The 21,565-nt window shown below is 71.3% G+C and carries 17 protein-coding genes; 7 read left to right on the forward strand and 10 right to left on the reverse strand.

All coding sequences use genetic code 11. The annotated features are described in order from the left end of the window. Positions 1-63 precede the first annotated feature (63 nt). The 5 genes from ITI46_RS06420 to ITI46_RS06440 all read right to left on the reverse strand — a co-directional run bounded on the left by ITI46_RS06420 (position 64) and on the right by ITI46_RS06440 (position 5,635). Positions 64-1,521 (reverse strand): GntT/GntP/DsdX family permease, encoded by a 1,458-nt coding sequence (locus ITI46_RS06420; RefSeq protein WP_209238419.1) that lies wholly within the window; start codon positions 1,519-1,521, stop codon positions 64-66. Further along, complete coding sequence (locus ITI46_RS06425) at positions 1,518-2,426, reverse strand: NAD(P)-dependent oxidoreductase (protein WP_209238420.1); 909 nt, start codon at positions 2,424-2,426, stop codon at positions 1,518-1,520. The genes ITI46_RS06420 and ITI46_RS06425 overlap by 4 nt, the downstream gene beginning before the upstream one ends. Before the next feature lie 88 nt (positions 2,427-2,514). Then, a complete protein-coding gene (locus ITI46_RS06430; RefSeq protein ID WP_209238421.1) occupies positions 2,515-3,399 on the reverse strand; it encodes a class II fructose-bisphosphate aldolase in 885 nt (294 codons plus the stop codon). Beyond that, positions 3,399-4,757: a four-carbon acid sugar kinase family protein gene (locus ITI46_RS06435; RefSeq protein WP_307808075.1), complete on the reverse strand. Its 1,359-nt coding sequence runs from the start codon at positions 4,755-4,757 to the stop codon at positions 3,399-3,401. The genes ITI46_RS06430 and ITI46_RS06435 overlap by 1 nt, the downstream gene beginning before the upstream one ends. A 182-nt stretch (positions 4,758-4,939) precedes the next feature. Continuing rightward, complete coding sequence (locus tag ITI46_RS06440) at positions 4,940-5,635, reverse strand: FadR/GntR family transcriptional regulator (protein WP_209238422.1); 696 nt, start codon at positions 5,633-5,635, stop codon at positions 4,940-4,942. Between the two features lie 379 nt (positions 5,636-6,014). Between ITI46_RS06440 and ITI46_RS06445 the strand changes: the two genes are divergently transcribed. From ITI46_RS06445 to ITI46_RS06475, 7 genes are all read left to right on the forward strand, one after another. Continuing rightward, the gene (locus ITI46_RS06445; protein WP_372451853.1) at positions 6,015-7,523 is read left to right on the forward strand and encodes an MFS transporter; all 1,509 of its coding nucleotides are present in this window, start codon (positions 6,015-6,017) and stop codon (positions 7,521-7,523) included. Continuing rightward, positions 7,520-9,055 carry an FGGY family carbohydrate kinase gene (locus ITI46_RS06450; protein WP_209238423.1) on the forward strand — a complete coding sequence of 512 codons (1,536 nt, stop codon included), beginning with the start codon at positions 7,520-7,522 and terminating at the stop codon, positions 9,053-9,055. The genes ITI46_RS06445 and ITI46_RS06450 overlap by 4 nt, the downstream gene beginning before the upstream one ends. 208 nt (positions 9,056-9,263) lie before the next feature. Then, on the forward strand, positions 9,264-11,018 hold the full coding sequence (locus ITI46_RS06455) for a glycerol-3-phosphate dehydrogenase/oxidase (RefSeq protein ID WP_209238424.1): 1,755 nt from the start codon (positions 9,264-9,266) through the stop codon (positions 11,016-11,018). Beyond that, the gene (locus ITI46_RS06460; protein ID WP_209238425.1) at positions 11,015-12,568 is read left to right on the forward strand and encodes an FAD-binding oxidoreductase; all 1,554 of its coding nucleotides are present in this window, start codon (positions 11,015-11,017) and stop codon (positions 12,566-12,568) included. The genes ITI46_RS06455 and ITI46_RS06460 overlap by 4 nt, the downstream gene beginning before the upstream one ends. An 18-nt stretch (positions 12,569-12,586) precedes the next feature. Further along, complete coding sequence (locus ITI46_RS06465) at positions 12,587-13,216, forward strand: glycerol-3-phosphate responsive antiterminator (RefSeq protein WP_209238426.1); 630 nt, start codon at positions 12,587-12,589, stop codon at positions 13,214-13,216. 6 nt (positions 13,217-13,222) lie between these two features. After that, entirely contained in the window at positions 13,223-13,552 is a 330-nt protein-coding gene (locus ITI46_RS06470; protein WP_209238427.1) for a putative quinol monooxygenase, read from the forward strand. Beyond that, entirely contained in the window at positions 13,549-14,697 is a 1,149-nt protein-coding gene (locus ITI46_RS06475; RefSeq protein WP_209238428.1) for an alcohol dehydrogenase catalytic domain-containing protein, read from the forward strand. The genes ITI46_RS06470 and ITI46_RS06475 overlap by 4 nt, the downstream gene beginning before the upstream one ends. Before the next feature lie 92 nt (positions 14,698-14,789). Here the strand turns inward: ITI46_RS06475 and ITI46_RS06480 are convergent, their stop codons facing one another. From ITI46_RS06480 to ITI46_RS06500, 5 genes are all read right to left on the reverse strand, one after another. After that, positions 14,790-16,049 (reverse strand): sugar ABC transporter permease, encoded by a 1,260-nt coding sequence (locus ITI46_RS06480; protein WP_372451854.1) that lies wholly within the window; start codon positions 16,047-16,049, stop codon positions 14,790-14,792. Next, positions 16,046-16,819, reverse strand: a complete 774-nt coding sequence (locus ITI46_RS06485; RefSeq protein WP_209238430.1) for an ATP-binding cassette domain-containing protein — start codon at positions 16,817-16,819, stop codon at positions 16,046-16,048. Before ITI46_RS06485 ends, ITI46_RS06480 begins: the two co-directional genes overlap by 4 nt. A gap of 55 nt (positions 16,820-16,874) precedes the next feature. After that, positions 16,875-17,990: a sugar ABC transporter substrate-binding protein gene (locus tag ITI46_RS06490; protein WP_209238431.1), complete on the reverse strand. Its 1,116-nt coding sequence runs from the start codon at positions 17,988-17,990 to the stop codon at positions 16,875-16,877. 88 nt (positions 17,991-18,078) lie between these two features. Next, positions 18,079-20,556, reverse strand: coding sequence for a SpoIIE family protein phosphatase (locus ITI46_RS06495; RefSeq protein ID WP_247745560.1), 2,478 nt, complete (start codon positions 20,554-20,556; stop codon positions 18,079-18,081). 275 nt (positions 20,557-20,831) lie between these two features. Beyond that, positions 20,832-21,515 carry a GntR family transcriptional regulator gene (locus tag ITI46_RS06500; RefSeq protein ID WP_209238432.1) on the reverse strand — a complete coding sequence of 228 codons (684 nt, stop codon included), beginning with the start codon at positions 21,513-21,515 and terminating at the stop codon, positions 20,832-20,834. Between the last annotated feature and the right edge of the window lie 50 nt (positions 21,516-21,565).

Raw genomic sequence — 21,565 nt, forward strand, 5'->3', positions numbered from 1 at the left:
GACTGCGCTGGTCACGAGCGAAGAGTACGCGGCTGACGGGCGCCTGGCCGGGCTGTAGAGGCTTTACACCAACGGCCACACGGCAGCCGCGAGCGCGAAGGCGCTCAGCCCCATCCCTGTGGTCAGCACCGTCCAAGTGCGCAGCGCTGTGGCCACGTTGAGGCCGACGAGCTTGGTGAACATCCAAAAGCCCGAGTCGTTGATGTGCGACAGGGCGAGGGCTCCGCCGCCCATGGCCAGCGCGACCAGCGCCAGCCGGGGCGAGGAGAGGTCCACGTCCTTCAACAGCGGTGCGAGCACGCCACCGACTGTGACCAGCGCGACCGTGGCCGAGCCCTGAGCGGCCCGCAGCACGAGCGTCATCAGGAACGCCAGGGTGAGCAGCGGCAGACCGCTGGCTTGCAGTACTTCGGAGACCGCGTCACCGATGCCGGTCTTGACGAGCACCTTGCCGAAGATGCCGCCCGCGCCGGAGACCAGGATGACCAGCGCCACAGGCGGCAGCGCGGAGCCGAGGACTTCTTCGATGCGGGTGGCCGACCATCCCCGGCGGACGCCCAGGAAGTAGGCGCACAGCACCACAGCGATGAGCAGGGCTGTCATCGGAGCACCGAGGACGCCGAGGACGGTGCGCACCGGTGAGCCGTCGGCCAGGGTGGTCGAGGCGACCGAGCCGCACATGATGAGCACGATGGGCGTCAGGACCATGGTGAGGATCATCCCGAAGGACGGCGGCCGCTCCGCCTGCTGGGTTTCGCCGACCGCCGGTGCCAGCACAGCGGTGCCGCCACCGCCGCTCTCGGCCTTCCCGCCGTCGGTCGCCGGCGTGGACGTGCCGCCGGAACCGTCCACGTCCGGTGCGGTGGTCCCGCCGTAGACCCGCTCGTACAGCTCGGGGTCCATCGGGTACTCCCGGCGGGTCATCCGCCGGGCGAGCAGGAATCCCAGCACGGTGACCACCGCGGCGATCGGCAGCCCGAAAAGCAGCATCATGCCCTGGTCGGCGCCGATCAGACCGGCCAGCGCCACCGGCCCCGGGTGCGGAGGCAGCAGAGCGTGCACCGTGAGCATCGCGCCGGCCAGCGGCAGGGCGTACAGCAGGATCGGCTTGCGCGAGACACGGGCGACGCCCACGACGATGGGCATCAGAATGATCAGGCCGACATCGAAGAAGATCGGGATGCCGAGTACGAAGCCGGCCACGGTCAGCGCGAGCGGGGTCCGGCGTTCACCGAACCTGTCGATCAGCGAGTGCGCGAACGACCGGGCTCCGCCCGACATCTCGATCATCCTGCCCACCATGGCGCCGAGCGCGATGATGATGGCGATGTAGCCGAGGGTCTGTCCCATGCCCTCCTGGATGGTGTCGACCAGCTCGCCCGCGGGGACGCCCGCGGCCAGCGCCACGCCTATGCTCACCATGAGCAGGGCGATGAACGCGTTGATCTTGAACTTGATCACCATCATGAGCAGCACGGCGATGCCGCCGGCCGCGATCAGCAGAAGTGTGGCGGCGCTCATCTGTCGGCCTCCTTGGGCGAGAGCACGGTGACGATGCTGGAGTCGTCGTGGGCGGCTAGTCCGGAACGCTCGCCGAGCAGATAGAGCTGCTCGGCGGCGGCTGCCAGGGGGACCGGAACGTGGGCGGACTTCGCGATTCCGGTGGTGATGCCCAAGTCCTTCACGAAGATGTCGAGCCGTGACTTGACGTCCAGCGGCTGTTCGGCGGAGTAGGTCTCGACCATTCGCGGACCGCGGTCGGCGAACATGAAGGATCCGGCGGCGCCATGGCGCAGGCTCTCCACGACGGTGTGCAGGTTGAGCCCGAGAGCCCGGGCAAGGGCGATCGCCTCGGCGGCGGCCGCGATGTGCACGCCCGCGAGCAACTGGTTGATCGCCTTGAGGGCTTGCCCGTCGCCGGGATGCGGCCCCACCACGGTGAGGGTGGAGGCCAGCAGGTCGAGGACCGGCTGGGCGGCCGTGAGCGCCTCGTCCCCGGCGCCGACGACGATCAGCAGGTCGCCGTCGCCGGCTCGGACGGGACCGCCGCTGACGGGTGCGTCGACAGTGAGGATGCCCTGCCCGGCCAGGCGGTCCGCGATGGCGCGGGCTGCGTCCGGGCCGACTGTGCTGGTCAGGACGGTGACGGCGCCGGGATGCAGGGCCGCAGCCGCCCCGTCCGCGCCGAACAGCGCTTCCTCGAGCTGAGTCCGGTCGCGTACGGCGAGCAGCACCACCTCGGCGTCGCGGGCTGCTTCGGCGGGGGATGCGGCGTCGGTGCCGCCGTCCGCCGCGAGGAGAGCGCGGCGGTCGGCGGCGATGTCGTAGCCGGAGACGGGGAGACGGGTGGCCAGGCGACGGGCCATCGGGAGGCCCATGGCGCCCAGGCCGATGACGGCTGTGCGGGGAGGGGGAGCGGGATGCATGGGGACGTGCCCTTCGGGGACGGGGGTGCGGATTGCCTTGCGTTGTGCACGCCGGTGGGGAGGTCGGCGTGGGCTGTTTCAGCGGGTGTCAGCCGGCCGGTTCAGCCGAGGAGCTTCGGCCGGCCGGTGACAATTGGCTGATGACGCGGGCTGCTGCCCGTGTCACTGCGTCCCGGCCCGCTGACCAGACACTGACCACGTCGGAACCGGGAAGTGCGGTGGGGAGTTGGGTGCTCATCGCCTCCAGGCAGGCGCGGCGGAGTTCGGCGTTCACATTGACCTTGGCGACCCCGCGGGCGAGGGCGCCGTGCAGCTCCTGCTCGGGGAGACCGCTCGCGCCGTGGAGCACGAGGGGTACGGCGACGGCGGTGTGGATCGCCGCGAGGCGGTCCAGATCGAGACGGACCGGGTGCCGGGTGAAGCCATGGACGTTGCCGACCGCGACGGCGAGCGCGTCCACGCCTGTCTCGGCGACGAACTCCGCCGCCTGCGCCGGGTCCGTCATCGCCGCCGAGGCCGCGTCCGCGTCCGTCGACACGTCTTCGTCTCCCGATAGAGCACCCAACTCGGCCTCGACCCAGGCCCCGTGGTCACGGGCGCGGCGTACCGCCTCGCGGGTCAGAGCGATGTTCTCGGCGAAGGGGAGGTGGGATCCGTCGATCATGACGGAGGTGTAGCCGGCCTCGAGGCAGCAGGTGACTTCGTCGAGGTCGCGGCTGTGGTCGAGATGGACGCCGAGCCGGGCGGGGGACGCGGCTGCGGCGTCGAGAGCCAGACGCATCAGGGGGTCGCGTCCCGCGTGCTTGAAGGGGCTGGATCCGGCCTGGATGAGGACGGGGAGGTCCGGCTGGGATTCCGCAGCGGCGACGATGCCCTGCACCGTCTCCAGGTTGTACGCGACGAAGCCGGGGAGGGCGCGCCCGTCCTCGTACGCCGTGGTCAGGGCCTTGAGGCCGTCGGGTCCTGTCAGCATCAGACAGCGCTCCTCAGCAGGTCGAGGGCGTCGGCTAGGGCGTCGTCGCCGCCGACGTTCCCGGCGAACACGATGTAGGGGATGCCGGCGGCCGGGCCGTCGACGGGCTGCCACAGCGAGACGATGCCGGGCAGCAGGGTGCCGCGGGCCCAGGCGCGGCGGATCTCCAGGCCATGGGTCGCGGTGTCGCTGGAGGTGATGCCGCCCTTGGCGATGACGAAGGCGGGGCGGCGGGCGGCAGTGATGCGGCGGACCGTCTCGACCAGGGCAGCGGAGACGCTGCGCGAGATCGCGAGGCTCTCCTCCGGATCGGCGGCCGTGACCACGGCGCGGGTGGTACGGATCACGGTGTCCGCGGTGCTCAGCGCCGCGGCCGCGGCATCGGCCGTCTCGCGGATGTGCGTCTCCCGGCCGGCCGGGTCGAGGAGACCGGCCACGTCGAGTTCGTACTCGGCAATGTCTCCCGCCCGCTCCCGCAGGCGGTTCAGCTGGCGGGTGGTCAGGGAGACATGGGAGCCGACGACGATCAGGCCGTGCGGAGCGGGTGCGCGCAGCGGGGACAGTTCGCGGGCGGTGAGCGGCGGATGGGCGGGCTGGCCTGCCCGGGCGCGGACGAAGGAGGGGCCGACCCGGTAGAGGAGGTGGCTGCCTGCTTCCTCCGCTTCGGCCGCGGCGAGGGCGAGGACCCGGAGGTCGTCGTCGCACACCGCGTCCACGACCGCGATGGCGCCGCCGTGGAGGCCGCGCAGCAGGCCGGCCACGTGGGAGGGGCCGCCGGTGCGCAGGTCGGTGAGGGTGATGCGGACGACCTCGTCAGCAGGGATGCGCCCCTTTGTCTTCTCCGCCGCCCAGTCGGGGAGGGCGGAGGAGGCGTATCCGAAGGTGGCGTCCTTGGCGAACTCGCTCTCGCCGACCGGGAGGAGCCCGTCCGGAGTGCGCATCCAGTGGGTCGAGCCGACGGTGAGCCGGCCGGCCTCGATGTAGGCGGGGACGAGGACGACTCCGTCGGGGGCGGCACCGACGGACGTCAGCTCCTCGGCGAGCACATCGGTTTCCAGGGGGAAGTGGCCGCGGAGGGTGGAGTCGCCGCGGGAGGCGATGACGTAGGCGACGTTCTCCGCCTCCGCGGCCAGGTGCAGGGCGCGGGCGATCTCGCGGTTGCGGTCGGCGGCGTCTTGGGGGGAGAGGCTGCGGGTGTTGGTGAGAACGAAGAAGGCGGGGGTGTCCTGGCGGAGGGCCCAGCGCAGATCGTCCACTGTCCAGGTGGTCAGAACCGGGACGTCCTTGACGGTCTGGGTGCCGGTGGGGTCGTCGTCGAGAACCACGAGGCGGGGTGCCCCGGCGAGCCGGGCGGTCACCTGTGCGGGTGTGACCGTCCTGGCGGGCGGGATACCGGAGAGGACTTCTCGTTCCGGCAGGGCATGGCGGGGTAGGGATATGGCGGTTCCTGGGGACGGGGTGCGTCGGGGCGGCGAGAGCGGGATGTGCGGCAGGCTCGGCTGTCTGGCGACGAGGTGGTGTGCGAACTCCCGGCCGGGCGTCAGTCGGCGGACTTCAGGACATGGGTGCGGTAGTCGATCGCCGTCTGGTTCATGTGGTCGTTCATCGCTGCGCGGGCCTTGTCCGGGTCGCCGGTCTCCAGCGCCAGAAGGACGGCCTCATGGTGCGCTATGGCGTTGACGCGAATCTGCGGGATCGCCGAGGTTTCGCGGCGGCCCTTGGCCAGGAGAGCGCCGAAGGGTTCGAAGAGGAGCGGGACGAAGAGATTGCCCGTCGCCCGCATCACCGTGGCGTGGAAGTCGATGTCGGCCTGCACGAACTTCTCCGTGTCGGCCTCGTCGGCGGCCTCCCGCATCGTGTCGAGGTGCTCGCGCAGCTCGGCGAGATGAGTGTCTTCGCGACGCACAGCGGCCAGCTCCGTCGCGCCGTTCTCGATGAGGCGCCGGGCCTCGATCAGGCGCTCGGACAGCGAGGTGTGGGGGGAGTGGGACGCGGCACGGACGACCGGCTCCAGGGCCGTCCAGCGCTCCGGGGGGTTCACATACGTACCGCGGCCGCGGACCACCCGCACCACGTTCTGTGCGCGCAGATGCTTGACCGCCTCACGAACGGTGAGCCGGCTCACGCCGGACTGTTCGGCCAGCTCGGCCTCCGGCGGGAGGGCGGAGTCCGGCGGGTAGGTGCTGTCGATGATCTCGCTGAGCAGCTGATCGGCGAGCTCGTCCGAGAGCGACATCGTGGGGCCTCCGGCGGGGAGCGGGGCGGTGGTTCAGCTACCACCGTGCGGGTCGGGTGCGGTGACGTTACGGGGAACCGCTGAGATCTGACGTCAGACATCTGATGTCTATGTGCCGGTAACCATGGCACCGGCGACGGAGTGCGTCAATACCCGGACTTGCCTCATCCGCAGGCCGGAGAAATCTTCCCGCGACTCTTGACGAAAACTGGTCTTGCGCTTTTAACTTCTCGCTGTACGACCAGTCCTTGACGGACTTCCCTACGGTTCACCCGTAGTTTTTTGGCAGGCACAGACACAGACCACCTGTCGGTGGCTCCGCTGTGTCTGCATTCCTCGCGTTGTGCCATCGGACAGGTCCTCCTGAAAAGGCGGGATGATGGCACAACCACCGAGCGTCTCAGGCAGCAGACCAGGGGCAGTCGGCGTCAGAGGCGTCGCCGACGTCGTCGCGCTCGTCGACGGGCTGAAAACCGTCAGCGGGCGGGCGCGGCTGTCGTGGTATCTCGCCTTCGGCGGGCTCTTCCTCGACGCGTACGCCAATGCGGCACTGAGCGCGGGCCTCGGCCCCATGACCGACCAGATGCACCTCACCAGCACCCAGATCTCGGTGCTGACGGCGACGGCACCGTTCCTGGCGATCCTCTTCAACCCGGTCGGGGGCTGGGCGGCCTCCCGGATCGGCCGGGTGCCGCCGCTGCTGGCCGCGAAGGTGTTCGCGGTGGCCGGCGCACTCCTCGCCGCCTTCTCCGGCGACTTCACCACGGTCTGGCTGGGCCGCGTCCTGGTCGGCGTCGCCTACGGGGTGGACTTCGCCGTGGCGATGGCACTGCTCGCGGAGTACACGCCCAAGGCGAGCAGCGGACGCCTCAACCTGTGGCAGGCCGTCTGGTACGTCGCGACCACCAGCAATCTCGCGCTGGCGCTCGGCTTCTACCACCTGGACGTCGGCCAGGACATCTGGCGCTGGTCGCTGGGCTCGGCCGGGGTGATAGCCGCCGTACTGCTGGTGCTCCAGTGGGCATTCCTGGTGGAGAGCCCCGCATGGCTGGCGAGCAAGGGCCGGCTGGAGGAGGCGGTGCGGAATCTGCGCCGCATGTACGCACTGGACGCCGTGGCTGAGCCCGCGGCCGGCACGGCGCGTCCCGCACAGGACAAGCAGGCGGCTTCCGAACCGCGCCCTGTGGGGTTCCGGGATGCCGGGGTGCTGTTCCGCGGGGCCTATCTGCCGCGGACCGTGCTGTCGTCGGTGATCTCCCTGGCGCAGGCCCTGCAGTACTTCGCGGTGGGCTGGTATCTGCCCGTGATCAGCCTGACGATCTTCGGGGAGAGCTTCGAGAAGGCGACGGTCGGCTCGATGGTCTTCAACGCGGTCGGTATCGCCGGCGGGCTCGCCTCCGCTCTTCTCGGCCGCAAGCTGGGCCTGCGGATGAGCTCGGCGTGGGGCTTCTGCGGAGTGTTCGGCGCGCTGGTGCTGATGGGGCTGACCTTCGGCAAGGCGCCGCTGGTGGTGGCGTTCTGTCTGCCGGTGCTGTTCATCCTGTGTCACTCGGCAGGCCCGGGCGCCAACGGGAAATCCATCGCCGCCCTGTCGTACACCAGCGATGTACGCGCTCTCGGCACGGGCGTCACAGGGATGATCGGCAGCGTCGGCTCAGTCGTCGGCCTGTATGTCTTTCCGCAGATCAAGGAGGCGCTGGGGCTCGGCAGCACCTTCCTGGTGCTGTCCGTCGTCCCGCTGCTCGGCATGCTGACGTGCCTCACCGTCAAGTGGGACCCGATCCAGGCCACCGCATCCCCGGACGAGCGGGTACAGCCGCTGCCCGAAGCGGCCGAGGTCCCACCACAGCGGAACCCGGCCGTCCGCGCGGGGGAGGCGCAGCCGTGACCGCCTCCGCTCCCCGATCCACCGCACGCGCCGGGGTGCTGGCCATCGACGAGGGCACCACCGGCACCCGGGCCGGCATCGTTCTGGACGACGGCACCGTCGAGCACGTCCGCTACCGGCCGATCGAAGTCAGCCATCCCGACCCGCTCTGTGTCGAGCAGGACCCGATGGAGATCTGGACGGCCACGCTGGAGGTCTGCCGCCACGTTCTCGCGGCTGCCGCCGACAGCGGCATCGAGGTGCGGGCCGTCGCACTGACCACGCAACGCGCCACCGCGATCCTCTGGGACCGGATCACCGGACTGCCGCTGCGGCAGGCCGTGGTGTGGCAGGACCGGCGCTATGCCCGGGACCTGCTGGCGTACGAGGCCGAATGGGACGAGATCCTGCTGGCGCGCACCGGACGGCCCGTGGGATCCCGGGCACCCTTCCTGTGGGCCGCCCGCCAACTGGCCGAGCAGCCGGAGGTGGCCGCCGCGTACCGGGAGGGGCGGCTGCTGTTCGGTACCGTCGACACCTGGCTGATCTGGCAGCTCACCGGCGGCGCCGGCCATGCGACCACCGCCTCCAACGCAGGCTCGACCGGCGGCTATCTGCTGCGGGAACACGCATGGGACACCGAGTGGATCGCCCACCAGGGCTTCCCCCTCGATCTGCTGCCGCAGTTGTGCGCCGACGACGCCGAACTGGGGCACACCGACCCCGGCACGCTCGGCATCGCGGTGCCCATCGCAGCCTCCATGGGGGACCAGCACGCCGCGCTGCTGGCGCTGGGCGGGCTGGCGACGGGACTGGGGATGTGCGTCCTCGGCACCGGCGCCTTCGTGGACGTGTCGACCGGTGACCAGCCGGCCCTGCCCCGGCCGGGCATCGCCGGGGTGCTGGCCCAGCCGGGCTGGCGGCAGGGCGACCGCACCCTCTTCAGCCTGGAGGCGTACGCGGCCACGACCGGCTCGGCACTGCGCTGGCTCTGCGAAGACCTGCACCTGTTCGACACACCGCAGCAGATCGGCGAGCTGGCCGCCACCACCGCGCACCTGCCCGGCGGCCCGCGCTTCTTCCCGGCGCTCGCCGGGGTACGGGTGCCGGTGTGGCGGCCCGCCGCGACGGGGGCGCTCACCGGGCTGAGCCTGGCGACCACCAGAGCCGACATCGCCCGCGCCGTACTGGAGGGCATCGCGCACTCGGTGTGCGACCTGGTCGACGGGGTGGCGGCCACCATGGGCGCGCCGCTGCGCCGGCTCCGCGTCGGCGGCGGGGTCTCGGCCAGCGACCAACTGCTGCACATACAGGCCGACTTGGTCGGGATGGAGCTGGAGCGGGTCGCTGACTCGGCCACGGCGAGCCTGCGGGGCAGTGCCTACCTGGCCGGTGTCGGTGCCGGGCTGTGGTCGTCGCTGGGGGAGGTCGTGGACGCGCAGCCGGCCGGCCGCATCTTCGCGCCCGAAACCGATCCGGCGGTGCGGGAGGAGTGGCGCTCCGAATGGCGTGCCCTGTCCGCCGCGCAGCTGGACGACGCCCTGCCCGGCTGACAACCGGAAGCCCGGCACGTTCCGCGCACACGCACTGCACCGCTGATCCGTACGGTGCCGCGACGCCCGCGACCCAACGACCCCGAACGCCCGCCTCCTTCCGCGGAGCGAACCCGCTGTGCGCACCCGCATGTGCCCACCCATCTGAAGCAACCGCACGACCTGCGGCGGCCGACCTGCTGCCGTAACGCACTACCAGGAGTTGATTGTGATCACCATGCCTGCCCGCAGGCCGGGCCGCTCGGCACGGGCGACACGCCACTCGGCGCTGCTGCTCGACCGGGAGCGGCTCACCCGGCAGCTGGCGGACGAACAGTTCGACGTACTCGTCGTCGGCGGTGGCATCACGGGGGTCTACACCGCGCTGGACGCGGCCTCCCGCGGACTGCGTACCGCCCTGGTGGAACGGGACGACTTCGCCTCCGGCACCTCCTCGAAGTCGTCGAAGATGGTGCACGGGGGCCTGCGCTACATCGAGCAGGGCAACATCGACCTCGTCCGCCATTCACTGCTGGAACGGCACCGTTTCCGCCGCAACGCCCCGCACCTGGTGCACCGGCTGCCGTTCCTCTTCCCGGTGCTGGAGCGGGAGGGCGTCTTCGACGCGCGGCTCGCCAAGGGATTCGAGGGGCTGCTGTGGACGTACGACCTGGTCGGCGGCTGGCGCATCGGCAAGCTGCACCAGCGGCTGACGGTCGACGAAGTGCTGGCGCACGCGCCGACGCTGCGCGCGGACAGCCTCAGGGGCGGACTGCTGTATTTCGACAGCCGCGCCGACGACGCCCGGCTCACCCTCACCGTGGCCCGCACGGCGGCGGCCCTAGGTGCCACCGTGCTGAACGGCGCCCGCGTCGACGCGCTGCTGACCAGCGGCGGCCGGGCCTGCGGGGCGAAGGCGACGATCGACGGAGAGGAGATCGACATCCGTGCCCACGCCGTCGTCAACGCGACCGGCGTATGGAGCGACCGGCTCGATGCCATGGCCGACCCGCACCACACCGGACAGGTCCGTCCGGCCAAGGGCGTGCACATCGTCGTGCCCTGGCACAAGCTGCGCATCGGCTGCACGGTCACCGTGCCGGTACCGGGCCGGGCCCGCCGGGCCACCTGCACCCGCTGGGGCGACACGGTGGTGCTGGGCACCACGGACACCGACTACCAGGGGTCGCCGGACGATGTGCACTGCACCCGGGAGGAGATGGAGTTCCTGCTCGATGGCGCCCGTACCGCGTTCGACGCGGAGCTGACCCCCGATGACGTGCTGGGCTCCATCGGCGGGCTGCGCCCTCTGGTGGGCGGCAAGGAGGGCTCGACCCTCAATATGAGCCGTGACCACCACATCACCGTGGGGCCCACCGGCATGGTCACCGTGACCGGCGGCAAGCTGACCACCAGCCGGCACATGGGCGAACTGGTCATCGACAAGGTGCTCGGAGTGCTGGGCCGGGCCGCCCTGCCCGGCCGGGGCAAGACTCCCCGGAGCCGTACCGCGCGGCTGCCGCTGCTGGGCGGCGCCGGATACGACGCGGAGGCGGTGGCCGCCTCCGGTGGACTGGCGGCCCACCTGGGCGAGCGCTACGGCACCGAAGCGCGCTTCGTGCACGATCTGATCGCCGAGGACCCCTCGCTGTCCGAACCGGTGGTGGCCGGACTGCCCTACACCCGTGCCGAAGTCGTCTACGCGGCCCGCGCCGAGCTGGCGCGCTCCGTGGACGACGTGCTCTCCCGGCGGCTGCGGGCCCGGCTGTTCGCCCGCGATGCCTCGATGGAGGCGGCGCCCGAGGTCGGAGCCCTGCTCGGCCGCGAACTCGGCCTGACCCCGCAGCAGGTGGAGGGCCAGGTGGCCGAGTACCTCACAGCCGTACGCCATGAGAAAGCCGTCCTGTTCGGTGACCCGGGCCATGGAGCCTCCGCGGTCGCCGGGAGCGCCGGTGACCACAACCACGAAGGAGCAGCCGCATGATCAGCCGCCAGACCGTCACCCACCCCTTCAACCGGGGCCGCTACACCGTGGGCGCGCCCAGCCCTTCGGCCTGGGCGCAGCGCACCCCGGTCGGCGACGGGGCGGCTGCGCTGCAACGGGATCCGGTCGAGGTCCCCGGCCCGGTCCTGGACGCGCTGCGCCGCGCCGCGCGGGCGGTGCACACCGAGCGGGAGGAGGTCGTGGCGCGTACCAGGGACTGGTGGGCCGGTTCCATGATCGGGGAGACGGAGGGCCGGCCGGCCACGCCGGACGCCGTGGTCGTGGAGGTCGCCGACGCGGAACAGGTCGCCGCGGTGCTGCGGATCTGCCATGAGGCGGAAGTGCCGGTGACCGCATCGGCCGGGCGCAGCAACGTCACCGGCGCCGCGCTGCCGGTCTTCGGGGGAGTCGTGCTCGATCTGTGCGGGCTCGACCGGATCCGGTCCTTCGACGCGGAGTCCATGGTGGTGGACGTCGAAGCGGGCATGTTCGGCGACCTGTTCGAGAAGGAGTTGCAGGAGACCCACGGGGTGACGACGGGGCACTGGCCCTCAGCCTTCGCCCTCTCGACGGTGGGCGGCTGGGTCGCCTGCCGGGGTGCCGGGCAGCTGTCCACCCGCTACGGGAAGATCGAGGACATGGTCGTCGGGGTGGACGTCGTGCACGCCGACGGTTCCCGCGCCACCTATGGCGACCACCCGCGCGCCGCCACCGGCCCGGACCTGCGCCAGTTGTTCGTCGGCTCGGAGGGGACCCTGGGCATCATCGTCGCGGTGCGGCTGCGGGTGCATCCGCTGCCCGACCACGCCAAGGCGCTCGCCTTCGGCTTCGGGACGTTCGCGCAAGGCCTGGAGGCGTGCCGCCGCATCCTGCAACGCGGCGCCACCCCGGCCGTGCTGCGGCTCTACGACCGGCTGGAGAGCGGTGTGCACTTCGGCCATCCGGACACCAACCTCCTGCTGATCGCCGACGAGGGCGATCCGGCGCTGGTCGACGCCGCCCTGGCGGTCAGCCGCGAGGTGTGCGCGGAGTACGGGCCCGAACTGGACAGCGAGGGCGTCTTCGCCCGGTGGCTGGACGAGCGGATGCTGGTCGGCAAGTCCTCCGACGGCTTCAAGGCATCCCCCGGCTTCGTCGCCGACACCCTGGAGATGGCAGCGCGTTGGCGAGACCTCCCCGGTCTCTACGACGAGGTGGTGACAGCCATCGAATCGGTGCCCGGCACGCTCGCCGCCTCCGCGCACCAGTCGCATGCCTACACCGACGGTGCCTGCGTCTACTTCTCGCTGCGCGGCGATGTCGACCCGGCCGAACGCGGCAGCTGGTACCGGTCGGTGTGGGACGCGGCCAACGCCGTGCTGCTGCGGTACGGTGCCACGCTCAGCCATCACCACGGCTGCGGACTGCTGCGCGGCCCGTACCTGCCCGAGGCGCTCGGCGACGGCTTCGCCACCTTCACGGCGGTGAAGCAGGCGCTGGACCCCGCCGGCATTCTCAACCCTGGCAAGCTGGGCCTCCCCAGCCGCTTCGGGATCTCCCCGCTGAGCTGACGAAAGCCTAGGCAGGTCATGACCGATCACCCCCGGCCCAGCGCCACGGCGCTCGACCGCAGACTGTCCACCGCGTTCGCGAAAGTACCGATCGTCGCCTCTGTGGTCGGCGCCCAGAATCTCAAGGACTTCCTGACCGCCCCCACCTCCGTGTGCATCCTCGCCTCGGTCCCGGTGGGCAAACTGCCCCAGGTCGTCCCCGCGTTGGGCCGGGCCGGCAACACCGTCTTCGTCAACGTCGACTCCTCCCCGGGACTGGCCCAGGACCGCGGCGCACTGGAGTTCCTGAAGCACATGGGCGCCGCGGGGGTGGTCAGCACCCGCCTCTCCCTCATCGAGAGAGGACGCCCGCTGGGACTGCTGACGATGCAGAAGGTGTTCGTCACCGACCGCTCCAACCTCGCCCGAAGCCTGGACGCCGTGGCCCGCGGGCTGCCCGATCTGGTGGAGATCATGCCCGCGCCGATCGTCGCCCGTATGGAGCCCGCCTCGCTGCGGGCGATGTCCCCGCATGTGGCAGCCGGGTTCGTGCAGACACCCGAGGACATCACGGCCGCCCTGCGGATGGGTGCCGTAGCCGCTGCCACCTCCGACCCCCGGCTGTGGCACCTGACCCGGGACGCCCTGCCGCCGCCTACCGAGAGCTGATACCTCATGAGCCACGACAGTTTCGTCAGTCACCACAGTTTTGTCGTCATAGCCCGGTACCGCACCAGGCCCGGCAAGGAGGACGAGGTCCTCGCGCTGCTGGGCGAAATGGCAACCGCCTCCCGCCGCGAGCCCGGCAACCGGCAGTACCGGGTGCACCAGGGCACCGAGGACCCGCGCACGGTGGTCCTGTACGAGGAGTACGACACCGAGGCCGGTTTCCCCGCGCACTGTGCCACCGGGCACTTCCGGAGCCTGCTGCTGGAGAGGGTCGTACCGCTGCTGGAATCCCGCGACGTGGTACGTCTCGCGCCCTGTGCGGAGGGCGCCGTATGAAGACCACGGCTGTCGTTCTGCGCGGCACCAGCACGGCCCGCCCGTACGGGACGACGCACCCGGTGCAGGTCGAGGAGCTGGAGCTGCACCCGCCGCGGGAGGGCGAGGTGCTGGTGAGGATCGCCGCAGCCGGCCTCTGCCACTCGGATCTGTCCGTCGTCAACGGAGACCGGGTGCGCCCGCTGCCGATGGCTCTGGGCCACGAGGCGGTCGGCGTCGTCGAGGAGACCGGCCCCGGGGTGCGCCGGGTCGCGCCGGGCGAACACGTCGCGATGGTGTTCGTGCCCAGCTGCGGAGGGTGCGCCCGCTGCGCCGAGGGCCGGCCGGCACTGTGCGCCCCCGCAGCCGCCGCGAACGGCTCGGGGGGACTGCTGCACGGTCCCTCACTGCTGCGGGACGCCATGGGCGGTACGGTCCACCACCAGCTCGGCGTCTCCGCGTTCGCGCGGCATGCGGTGGTGGCGCAGGAGTCACTGGCGCCGATCCCTGCCGATGTGCCGTTCTCGACCGCCGCGCTGTTCGGCTGTGCGGTGCTGACGGGTGCGGGAGCCGTACTCAACACCGCGGAGCTGCGAGCCGGACAGTCCGCGGTGGTCTTCGGCCTCGGTGGGGTCGGTCTCTCGGCCGTGCTGGGCGCGCGAGCAGCCGGCGCCTCGCCCATCGTCGCCGTGGACCCCGTGCCGGCCAAGCGGGAGCTGGCGCTGCGACTCGGCGCCACCCACGCGTGCCCGCCGCAGGAGGCCGCCGCGGCGGTGGCCGACTGGACGGGCGGTGGCGCGGAGGTCGCCGTCGAGGCGGTCGGCAGCCCCGGTGTGACGGCGGCATGCCTGGCCGCGGTGGTCCGGGGCGGCAAAGTCGTCTCGGTGGGGCTGCCCGCGCCGGACCGGAAGCTGGAGGCGGTTCCGGCCCTCGCCTTCGCGGGCGAGGGCAAGTCCCTCCTCGGCTCCTACATGGGCGACGCCGTCCCCAGCCGCGACATACCGCGCTTCCTCAGCCTGTGGCGGGCCGGATTGCTGCCGGTGGAGGAACTGCACACCGGAACCCTCGGCCTGACCACTTCCGAGGTCAACCAGGCCCTGGAGTCCCTGGCGGCGGGCACCGCGATCCGCCAGGTGCTGAAGCCGGGGGACGCCCCTGCGGAGTGACATCTTCCGCGTCGGCGACTGGGCCGTCCGGGGGAGTCGGCCGTCGCCGGTGCAGTCGGCCGTCGAGCACGAGCTGCGAAGCCCACGCGCGCTCAGGCCCAGCCGTGTGCGTGCATCGTGCGGCGCGCGAGAGTGTCGATGATGACCGCGGCGAGCAGCACCACGCCGGTGATCATGAGCTGGACGGCCACCGGGATACCCAGCAGCGCCATGCCCGAGGCGATCGACTGGATCACCAGGATGCCCAGGAGCGCCGACCAGGTGCGGCCCCGGCCGCCGAAGAGGCTGGTACCGCCGATGACGGCTGCGGCGATGGCCTGCATCAGCAGATTGCCGGAGCTTGCCGTCTCACTGGCGGAGGTGATCCGGGAGGCCAGGAACAGGCCGCCGATCGCGGCCATCGTGCTGGAGATCATGAAGACCGACACACGTACCGACACCACGGCGATGCCGGCGCGCCGGGCCGGCTCGACGCTGCCGCCGAGGGCGAAGATCCGGCGCCCGTAGGTCGTCCGGCGCAGCAGCACGTCGAGGCAGACGAGGAATCCAAGGAAGATCAGCAGCGCGAGGGGCAGCCCCAGGAACTGGTTGAGCGTCCAGGCGGCGGCGAAGGAGACAGCGGCGAGCGCGAGGGTGCGCAAGGCGATCTCGTGCATGCCACGGGTCGGCAGCGCGCCGACGGCTCTGCGGCGCCGCGCGTTGCGGTAGGAAAGCAGAAAGTAGGCGGCCGTACCGAACGCCGCCAGGCCGTAGGCGACGGCGACGTCGTGGAAGTAGTAGTGGGTGAGTGTGACGACCAGTCCGTTGTCGTCCAGGATGATGGAGCCCTGCCCGCCGAAGACGTACAGCGTCAGACCGTTCCAGCCCAGCAGCCCGGCGAGCGTGACGACGAACGACGGTACGCCCACCTTGGCGACGATGAAGCCCTGGATGGCGCCGACCGCCGCGCCCACTGCCAGTGCGAGGAGAACGGCCGGTACTTCGGGGATGCCGTAGCGCACATTGCCCGCCGCGAACACGGCCGCGGCCAGGGCGCTGACCGATGCGACCGAGAGGTCGATCTCGCCCAGCAGCAGCACGAACACGACGCCGACAGCGATCAGACCGGTGCCGACGATGTCGACGCTGAGATTGGAGAGATTGCGCGGGCTGAGGAAGCTGGTGTCCAGGCTCTCGAAGACGGCCCAGATCACGGCCAGGGCGACGATGACGGAGGCCGAGCCGAGCTCCCCGCCGCGCAGCCGTCGCCGCGCGACCTCCACGAGGTCCTTGCGCCACTGCCCGGCCTCCCGGCCGGGTGAACCGGTGGCTCCGGACGATGGGCCGGCCGAGGGCGGTTCCGGGGGCGTCACAGCTCCCACTCCGGTGTCGCACGACGGGTCACCGCGTTGTCCGTGGCACCGGTGATGGAGGAGACGATCTGCTCCTGAGAGGTGGTGGTGACATCGAAGAAACCGTTGTTGCGTCCCAGCCGCAGCACCACCGCGCGGTCCGCGACGGCCTTGACGTCACCGAGGTTGTGGCTGATGAGCATCACGCCGAGTCCCCGCTCCCGCAGTTGCTCGATGTAGTCGAGGACCTGTACGGACTGCTGGACGCCCAGCGAGGCGGTGGGCTCGTCCAGCAGGATCAGCTCGGGTTCGCCGAGAAGGCAGCGGCAGATCGCGATCCCCTGCCGCTGCCCGCTGGACAGCGAGGCGACCGGGACGCGCAGGTCGGGGATGTGGAGGGAGAAGGTGTTCAGCAGTTCCCTGGTCCGCTGCTCCATCGCCACCTCGTTCAGCACCCCCAGCCGGCGGACCTCCCGTCCGAGGAACAGATTGCCGATCACATCGAGGTTCTCGCACAGCGCCAGGTCCTGGTACGCGGCGGCGATACCCAGCTCGCGGGCGTCACGCGGCTGGAGGATGCGGACGGTACGGCCCTGCCATTCGATCACGCCCTCGTCGGCCGGCCCGACACCGGTGATGACCTTGACGAGTGAGGACTTGCCTGCGCCGTTGTCACCCACCAGGGCGACGACCTCACCGGCGTGGATCTCCAAGTCGACGTCGATCAGCGCCTGCACGGCACCGAAGTGCTTGCAGATGCCGCGTAGCGCCAGGACGGGGGTGGTCGACACGTGAGCTTTCCCTTGCCTCGAACCTTGCCTTGCGTGGCTGCCCTCCGGCGGAGGCCTATCCGAGGAGGCCGGCCTTCGCGCAGGCGGAGCGGAATGGGTGGGTGCAGATCTGATCGGTGGTGTACATGCCGTCCTTGATCACGATGCCGATGTCGGCGACGGTCAGCGAGCGGGGCTTGAGCACCACGGAGGGGATGTCCTGGAGAGAGCTGTTGCTGACCGTCCCGGTGGCGATATCGGCGATGCTCCTGCCCCGCCCCAGGGCGACGGCCATGTCGGCGGCGGCACGGGCCTCACGGCTGAAGGGTTTGTAGACGGTCTCGTACTGCTCGCCGGTGATGATGCGCCGTACGGCGTCCAGGTCCGCGTCCTGGCCGGTGACCGGGGGCAGCGGGCCGACGTTGGCCGCCTTCAAAGCGGCGATGGCCCCGAAGGCGAGGCCGTCGTTGGCGGCGTAGACGCCGTCGACGCGACCGGGCCCGAGGGCTGAGATGGCGGCGGCCATGTCGGTGTACGCACCCGCCGGGCTCCAGTTGAGCACGTCGTACTCCTTGGCGATCTTCACCCGGCCCCTGAGCACGGACAGAGACCCGTCCTTGAAGTCCGAGGAGTTCGGGTCGTTCGGTGACCCGTTCAGCATGACGATGCTGCGCCGGGACGCCCCGGGACCCAGCGCCTTCAGCAGCGCCCTGCCCTGCAGCCTGCCGACCTCCCTGCCGCTGAACGAGACATACCCGGAGATCGGTCCCTCGGCCAGCTGGTCGTACGCGATGACCGGCACCTGTGCCGCTGTCGCCTGCCGGACCGCGGGACGGGCGGCCCTGGAGTCGACGGAGCCGATGATCAGCACATCGATACCGCTGGAGAGCAGCGACTGGGCCTGTTGCTGCTGGGCGGCCGCATCCGCTCCGCCTGCCACATACCGCACCTTGCAGTCGCGGCACAGTTTGTGGACCCTGCGCTGGATCAGCGGCCGGTCGAACTGCTGCCAGCGGGTGGCCTGGCTGGACGGGAGGAGCAGTCCGATGGTGACTGCCTGATTCTTGCGCGGGGTGGCGTTGTTCCTGTCCAGATGACTGCCGGACAGCTTGGCCTGCCCGCAGGCGGCAAGGATGAGCGCGAGCACCATGGCGGCCGGCACGGCCCCGGTACGCGCCCGGTGAGGCTTCATGCACGGCACCTCCTTGGCCCGCCCGGCCCGTCTGTCAGTTCAGAGACGCCATAATGTCCTATTATTCCGCACTTCGCGGCTTTATTTGTTATTTCGCGGCTGCGGCATCTCCGTGGTCGGCCCCGTTCCCCTGGGTGGCCTCGTCCTCCGGCGCGAGCAGGCCGGATTCCCCCGACGGCAGCGCAATCTCGCTCCACACCTGCTTGCCACCGCTGAGCGGCACCGATCCCCACGATTCGGACAGCGCATCGACGAGGAGAATGCCCCGGCCCCCGGTGGCCTCCCAGTCCATGCTGGCCGCTTTGACGGGCGTGCGGGGCGAGGAGTCGTTGACCGCGATGCGCAGCCGGTCGCCGATCAGCGTGAGATCCAGCCGGACCTCGCCCCGGGTGTGCACCAGCGCGTTGGTCACCAGCTCGGAGACCACCAGGAGGACCGTGTCGGACTCCTCCGTCACCTCCCACTTGCGCAGGGTGCGCGTGGTGAAGCGGCGTGCGTGTACTGCCGCGTCGGGCAGCCGCCACACCGCCCAGCCGGCCCGGCGGGGCCGGACCGCCATCCCGTCGTAGCGCAACAGGAGCAGCGCCACGTCGTCGTCGCGGCGTGCGGCGCTCCCGAGCAGAGCATCCGCCATCCGGTCGGGGTCGGCGGGGTCCGCGGCTGCCAGCGAGTCGCCGACGCGGCGCATCCCCTCCTCCACGTCCAGGTGCGAGGACTCCACCAGGCCGTCCGTCGTCAGAGCCAGGACGGAGCCGGGCGCGAACGCGGCGGCCGCCATCGTGAACTCCGCCTCCGCGACTACGCCCAGCGGCGGCCCCACCTCGGCCTGCAGCTCCACGGTCCTGCCCTCCGGGTCGCGCACCACCGGCGGCAGGTGCCCGGCCCGCACGAACCAGGCGTTTCCCTCCTCCATGTCCAGTGCCACATAGCAGACGGTGGCGAACAGATCGGTCTCCATGTCCACCAGCAGCCGGTTGGCGTGCGAGACGACCACATCGGGGGCGTGGCCCTCGACCGCGTAGGCCCTGATCGCCGTGCGCATCTGGCCCATGATGGTCGCGGCGGCAGCGCTGTGGCCCTGTACGTCCCCGATGACGAAGGCGACCTGGCCGTCGGTCAGCGGGATCACGTCGTACCAGTCGCCGCCCACCTCCAGCCCCGCTGTGGCGGGCAGATACCGGGCGACGGCGACCCCGCCGGGCAGGGCGGGCAGCCTGCGCGGCAGCAGGCTGCGCTGGAGCATCGTGGCGAGCTCGTGCTCCGCGTCGACCGCACGGGCCCGCACCAGGGCCTGCCCCGCCAGGGACGCGGTGGCGGTCAGCAGCGAACGCTCCTCCGGGCCGAAGTCGTGCGGCTCGTCCCAGCCGGCCACGCACACGCCGACCACCCGGTCCTCGGCCGGCAGCGGCAGCAGAGCCAGCCCGCCGGGACCCAGGCCCGCCAGATCGGGCTGGAGGGCCGTATCCGACGGCCACAGGCGTACGGTCCCCGCACGCAAGGCGGCCTCCAGCCTCGGGAGGGAGCTGGACGGTGTGCCGGGCCACTCCGCGCGCCAGGCCGACCACCACGCCCCTGGCCAGGCGTTCTGCTCCGGAGGCTCAAGGGTGGTGATCACCAGCCGGTCACCCTCCAGCTCGGCGAGCGCCACCCGGTCGGCCCTCAGCGCGTCGAGCAGGGCGGTGACGACGACGCTGCCGACATCGCGAATGGTCGTGGCGGCGGCGAGGGCCGTGGCCAGCCGCTGGACCCGGGAGACCTCATGGACCCTGGGCCGCAGCTGGGAGGCATCGGTGACGACGCCGAGCAGCCGGTCCGGCAGCCCGGCCGCGGCGATCTGCACCCGGCAGCTCAGCGCGAGCCAGCGCAGTTCGCCGCTGGTCAGCCGGACCCGGAACTCCAGGTTACGGACGCCCCGGGCGCGCCGGTCCGGTTCGACGAAGGACATCAGCGCGGGCAGGTCGTCGGGCACGGTGCGTGAGAGCAGGGCCTCGACCCGCCCGTCGAAGCTCTCTGGCGCGATGCCGAACAGCCGCAGCAGCCGCTCGTCGGCCTCGATGCCGCCGGTGTCCAGGTCGAGTGTGAAGGCCCCAGGGCGAATCCGGCGCAGTACCGAGTCGCCCCGGGCAGGCTCCCCGGCTTGACCGAGTCCGGACGTGGTGGGCGGTCGGCCGTCCGCCTCGAGCCGGGTGACGACCTGCGCTGCGTACATCTCCAGCAGCCGGCGGCGCGTGGTGTCGAAGCCGTGGGGACCGTCGGCGACGACCATCAGGCAGCCCAGCCGGGCGTCCCCCGCGCCCAGCGGCAGGGCGCCGACCGACACGGCGGGCGTCTCGTCCGCGGTGGCCGGCGGGCCCGGGGCCGGCCACACGGAGTGGCCGGTGCGGCACGCATCGGCCACGGGGGAGCGATCACTGAGGGACAGCACCGCGCGCACTTCGTACGGCGTACTCGTCCGGCCGAGTGTCTCGATCATCCGCAGCCGGTCGGCGTCCTCCTGATCGCGCACATAGACAGCCGCCATCGCCGCCCCCGCGAACCCGAATGCCGCCCCCGTGTTCTCCCTCATCCCATTGCCTCCGAACCGGCCGGGTGCGGCCCCTTCCAGAGTAAGGAGAAAACGCGTGCGCAGTCCGGGATGAGCAGGCCGCCTGGGGGGCCGGGGGCCGCGAAGGGCACGGCGTTCACAGCCGCCCCCGTGTCGCGTGGTCCGGTGACCGCCTCCGGAACGGGGACGCAGCTGAGCCCGGGGCTGGGGAAGTACGCCTCCGAACGCTCCCTCACGGAGCGGTGACGCGGCGCAGCGCGGCAGTACACCCCCGGTTGTGCTGCCGGGGACAGGTTCTACCCCGATGCGCGTTCGGCCACCTCCCACTGGGTGCGCAACCGGCCGAGGTGGGTGCGCATCCGGGCTTCGGCGCCCACCGCGTCGCCGGCCAGCACGAGGTCGAGCAGCACCTCGTGCTCTTCGGCCGACTCGATGAGCTGGCCGCTCTCGGCGAGCCCGGCGAGTCCGTACAGGCGGGAGTGGCAGCGCAGTTCGCCGACGACCTCCACGAGGCGGCGGTTTCCCGCGAGTTCGAGCAGGGCGAGGTGGAAGCGGCGATCGGCCTCCAGGAAGCCCACGAGGTTGCCTGCGTCGGCAGCCGCGACTATCTCGCGGGCGACAGGGCGGAGTGCCTCCAGCTTCTCCGGGTCGCCGGTCAGTGCCACCCGGCCCACCGTCGGCACCTCGATCAGTTCGCGGATCGCGACGTACTCGGCGAGATCGCGCTCGGACAACTCGGTGACGCGGAAACCCTTGTTGCGGACCGGTTCGACCATGCCCTCACGGGTGAGGTCGAGCATCGCCTCGCGCACAGGGGTGGCCGAGACGCCGAACTGCGCGGCCAGTTGCGGCGCGGAGTAGACGGACCCGGGACGCAGCTCTCCCGCGATGAGCGCGGCACGCAGAGCCTGAGCGACGTGGTCGCGGATGCTGAGCCGGTCCGGCACGGCGGGCAGCTTCAGCGGGCGTTCTGCGGTCATGGGTGCGCTGCTCCTCGCAGGACATCGTGCTGGCGTACGGGCTTGTCCGT

Source organism: Streptomyces oryzae (assembly GCF_017676365.1).
GTDB classification, from domain to species: domain Bacteria; phylum Actinomycetota; class Actinomycetes; order Streptomycetales; family Streptomycetaceae; genus Streptomyces; species Streptomyces oryzae.

Coding starts and splice junctions, on each gene's coding strand:
- ITI46_RS06420 (WP_209238419.1), bottom strand. CDS start 1,521: ATGAGCGCCGCCACACTTCTGCTGATCGCGGCCGGCGGCATCGCCGTG.
- ITI46_RS06425 (WP_209238420.1), bottom strand. CDS start 2,426: ATGCATCCCGCTCCCCCTCCCCGCACAGCCGTCATCGGCCTGGGCGCC.
- ITI46_RS06430 (WP_209238421.1), bottom strand. CDS start 3,399: ATGCTGACAGGACCCGACGGCCTCAAGGCCCTGACCACGGCGTACGAG.
- ITI46_RS06440 (WP_209238422.1), bottom strand. CDS start 5,635: ATGTCGCTCTCGGACGAGCTCGCCGATCAGCTGCTCAGCGAGATCATC.
- ITI46_RS06445 (WP_372451853.1), top strand. CDS start 6,015: ATGGCACAACCACCGAGCGTCTCAGGCAGCAGACCAGGGGCAGTCGGC.
- ITI46_RS06460 (WP_209238425.1), top strand. CDS start 11,015: ATGATCAGCCGCCAGACCGTCACCCACCCCTTCAACCGGGGCCGCTAC.
- ITI46_RS06465 (WP_209238426.1), top strand. CDS start 12,587: ATGACCGATCACCCCCGGCCCAGCGCCACGGCGCTCGACCGCAGACTG.
- ITI46_RS06470 (WP_209238427.1), top strand. CDS start 13,223: ATGAGCCACGACAGTTTCGTCAGTCACCACAGTTTTGTCGTCATAGCC.
- ITI46_RS06475 (WP_209238428.1), top strand. CDS start 13,549: ATGAAGACCACGGCTGTCGTTCTGCGCGGCACCAGCACGGCCCGCCCG.
- ITI46_RS06490 (WP_209238431.1), bottom strand. CDS start 17,990: ATGAAGCCTCACCGGGCGCGTACCGGGGCCGTGCCGGCCGCCATGGTG.
- ITI46_RS06495 (WP_247745560.1), bottom strand. CDS start 20,556: ATGAGGGAGAACACGGGGGCGGCATTCGGGTTCGCGGGGGCGGCGATG.
- ITI46_RS06500 (WP_209238432.1), bottom strand. CDS start 21,515: ATGACCGCAGAACGCCCGCTGAAGCTGCCCGCCGTGCCGGACCGGCTC.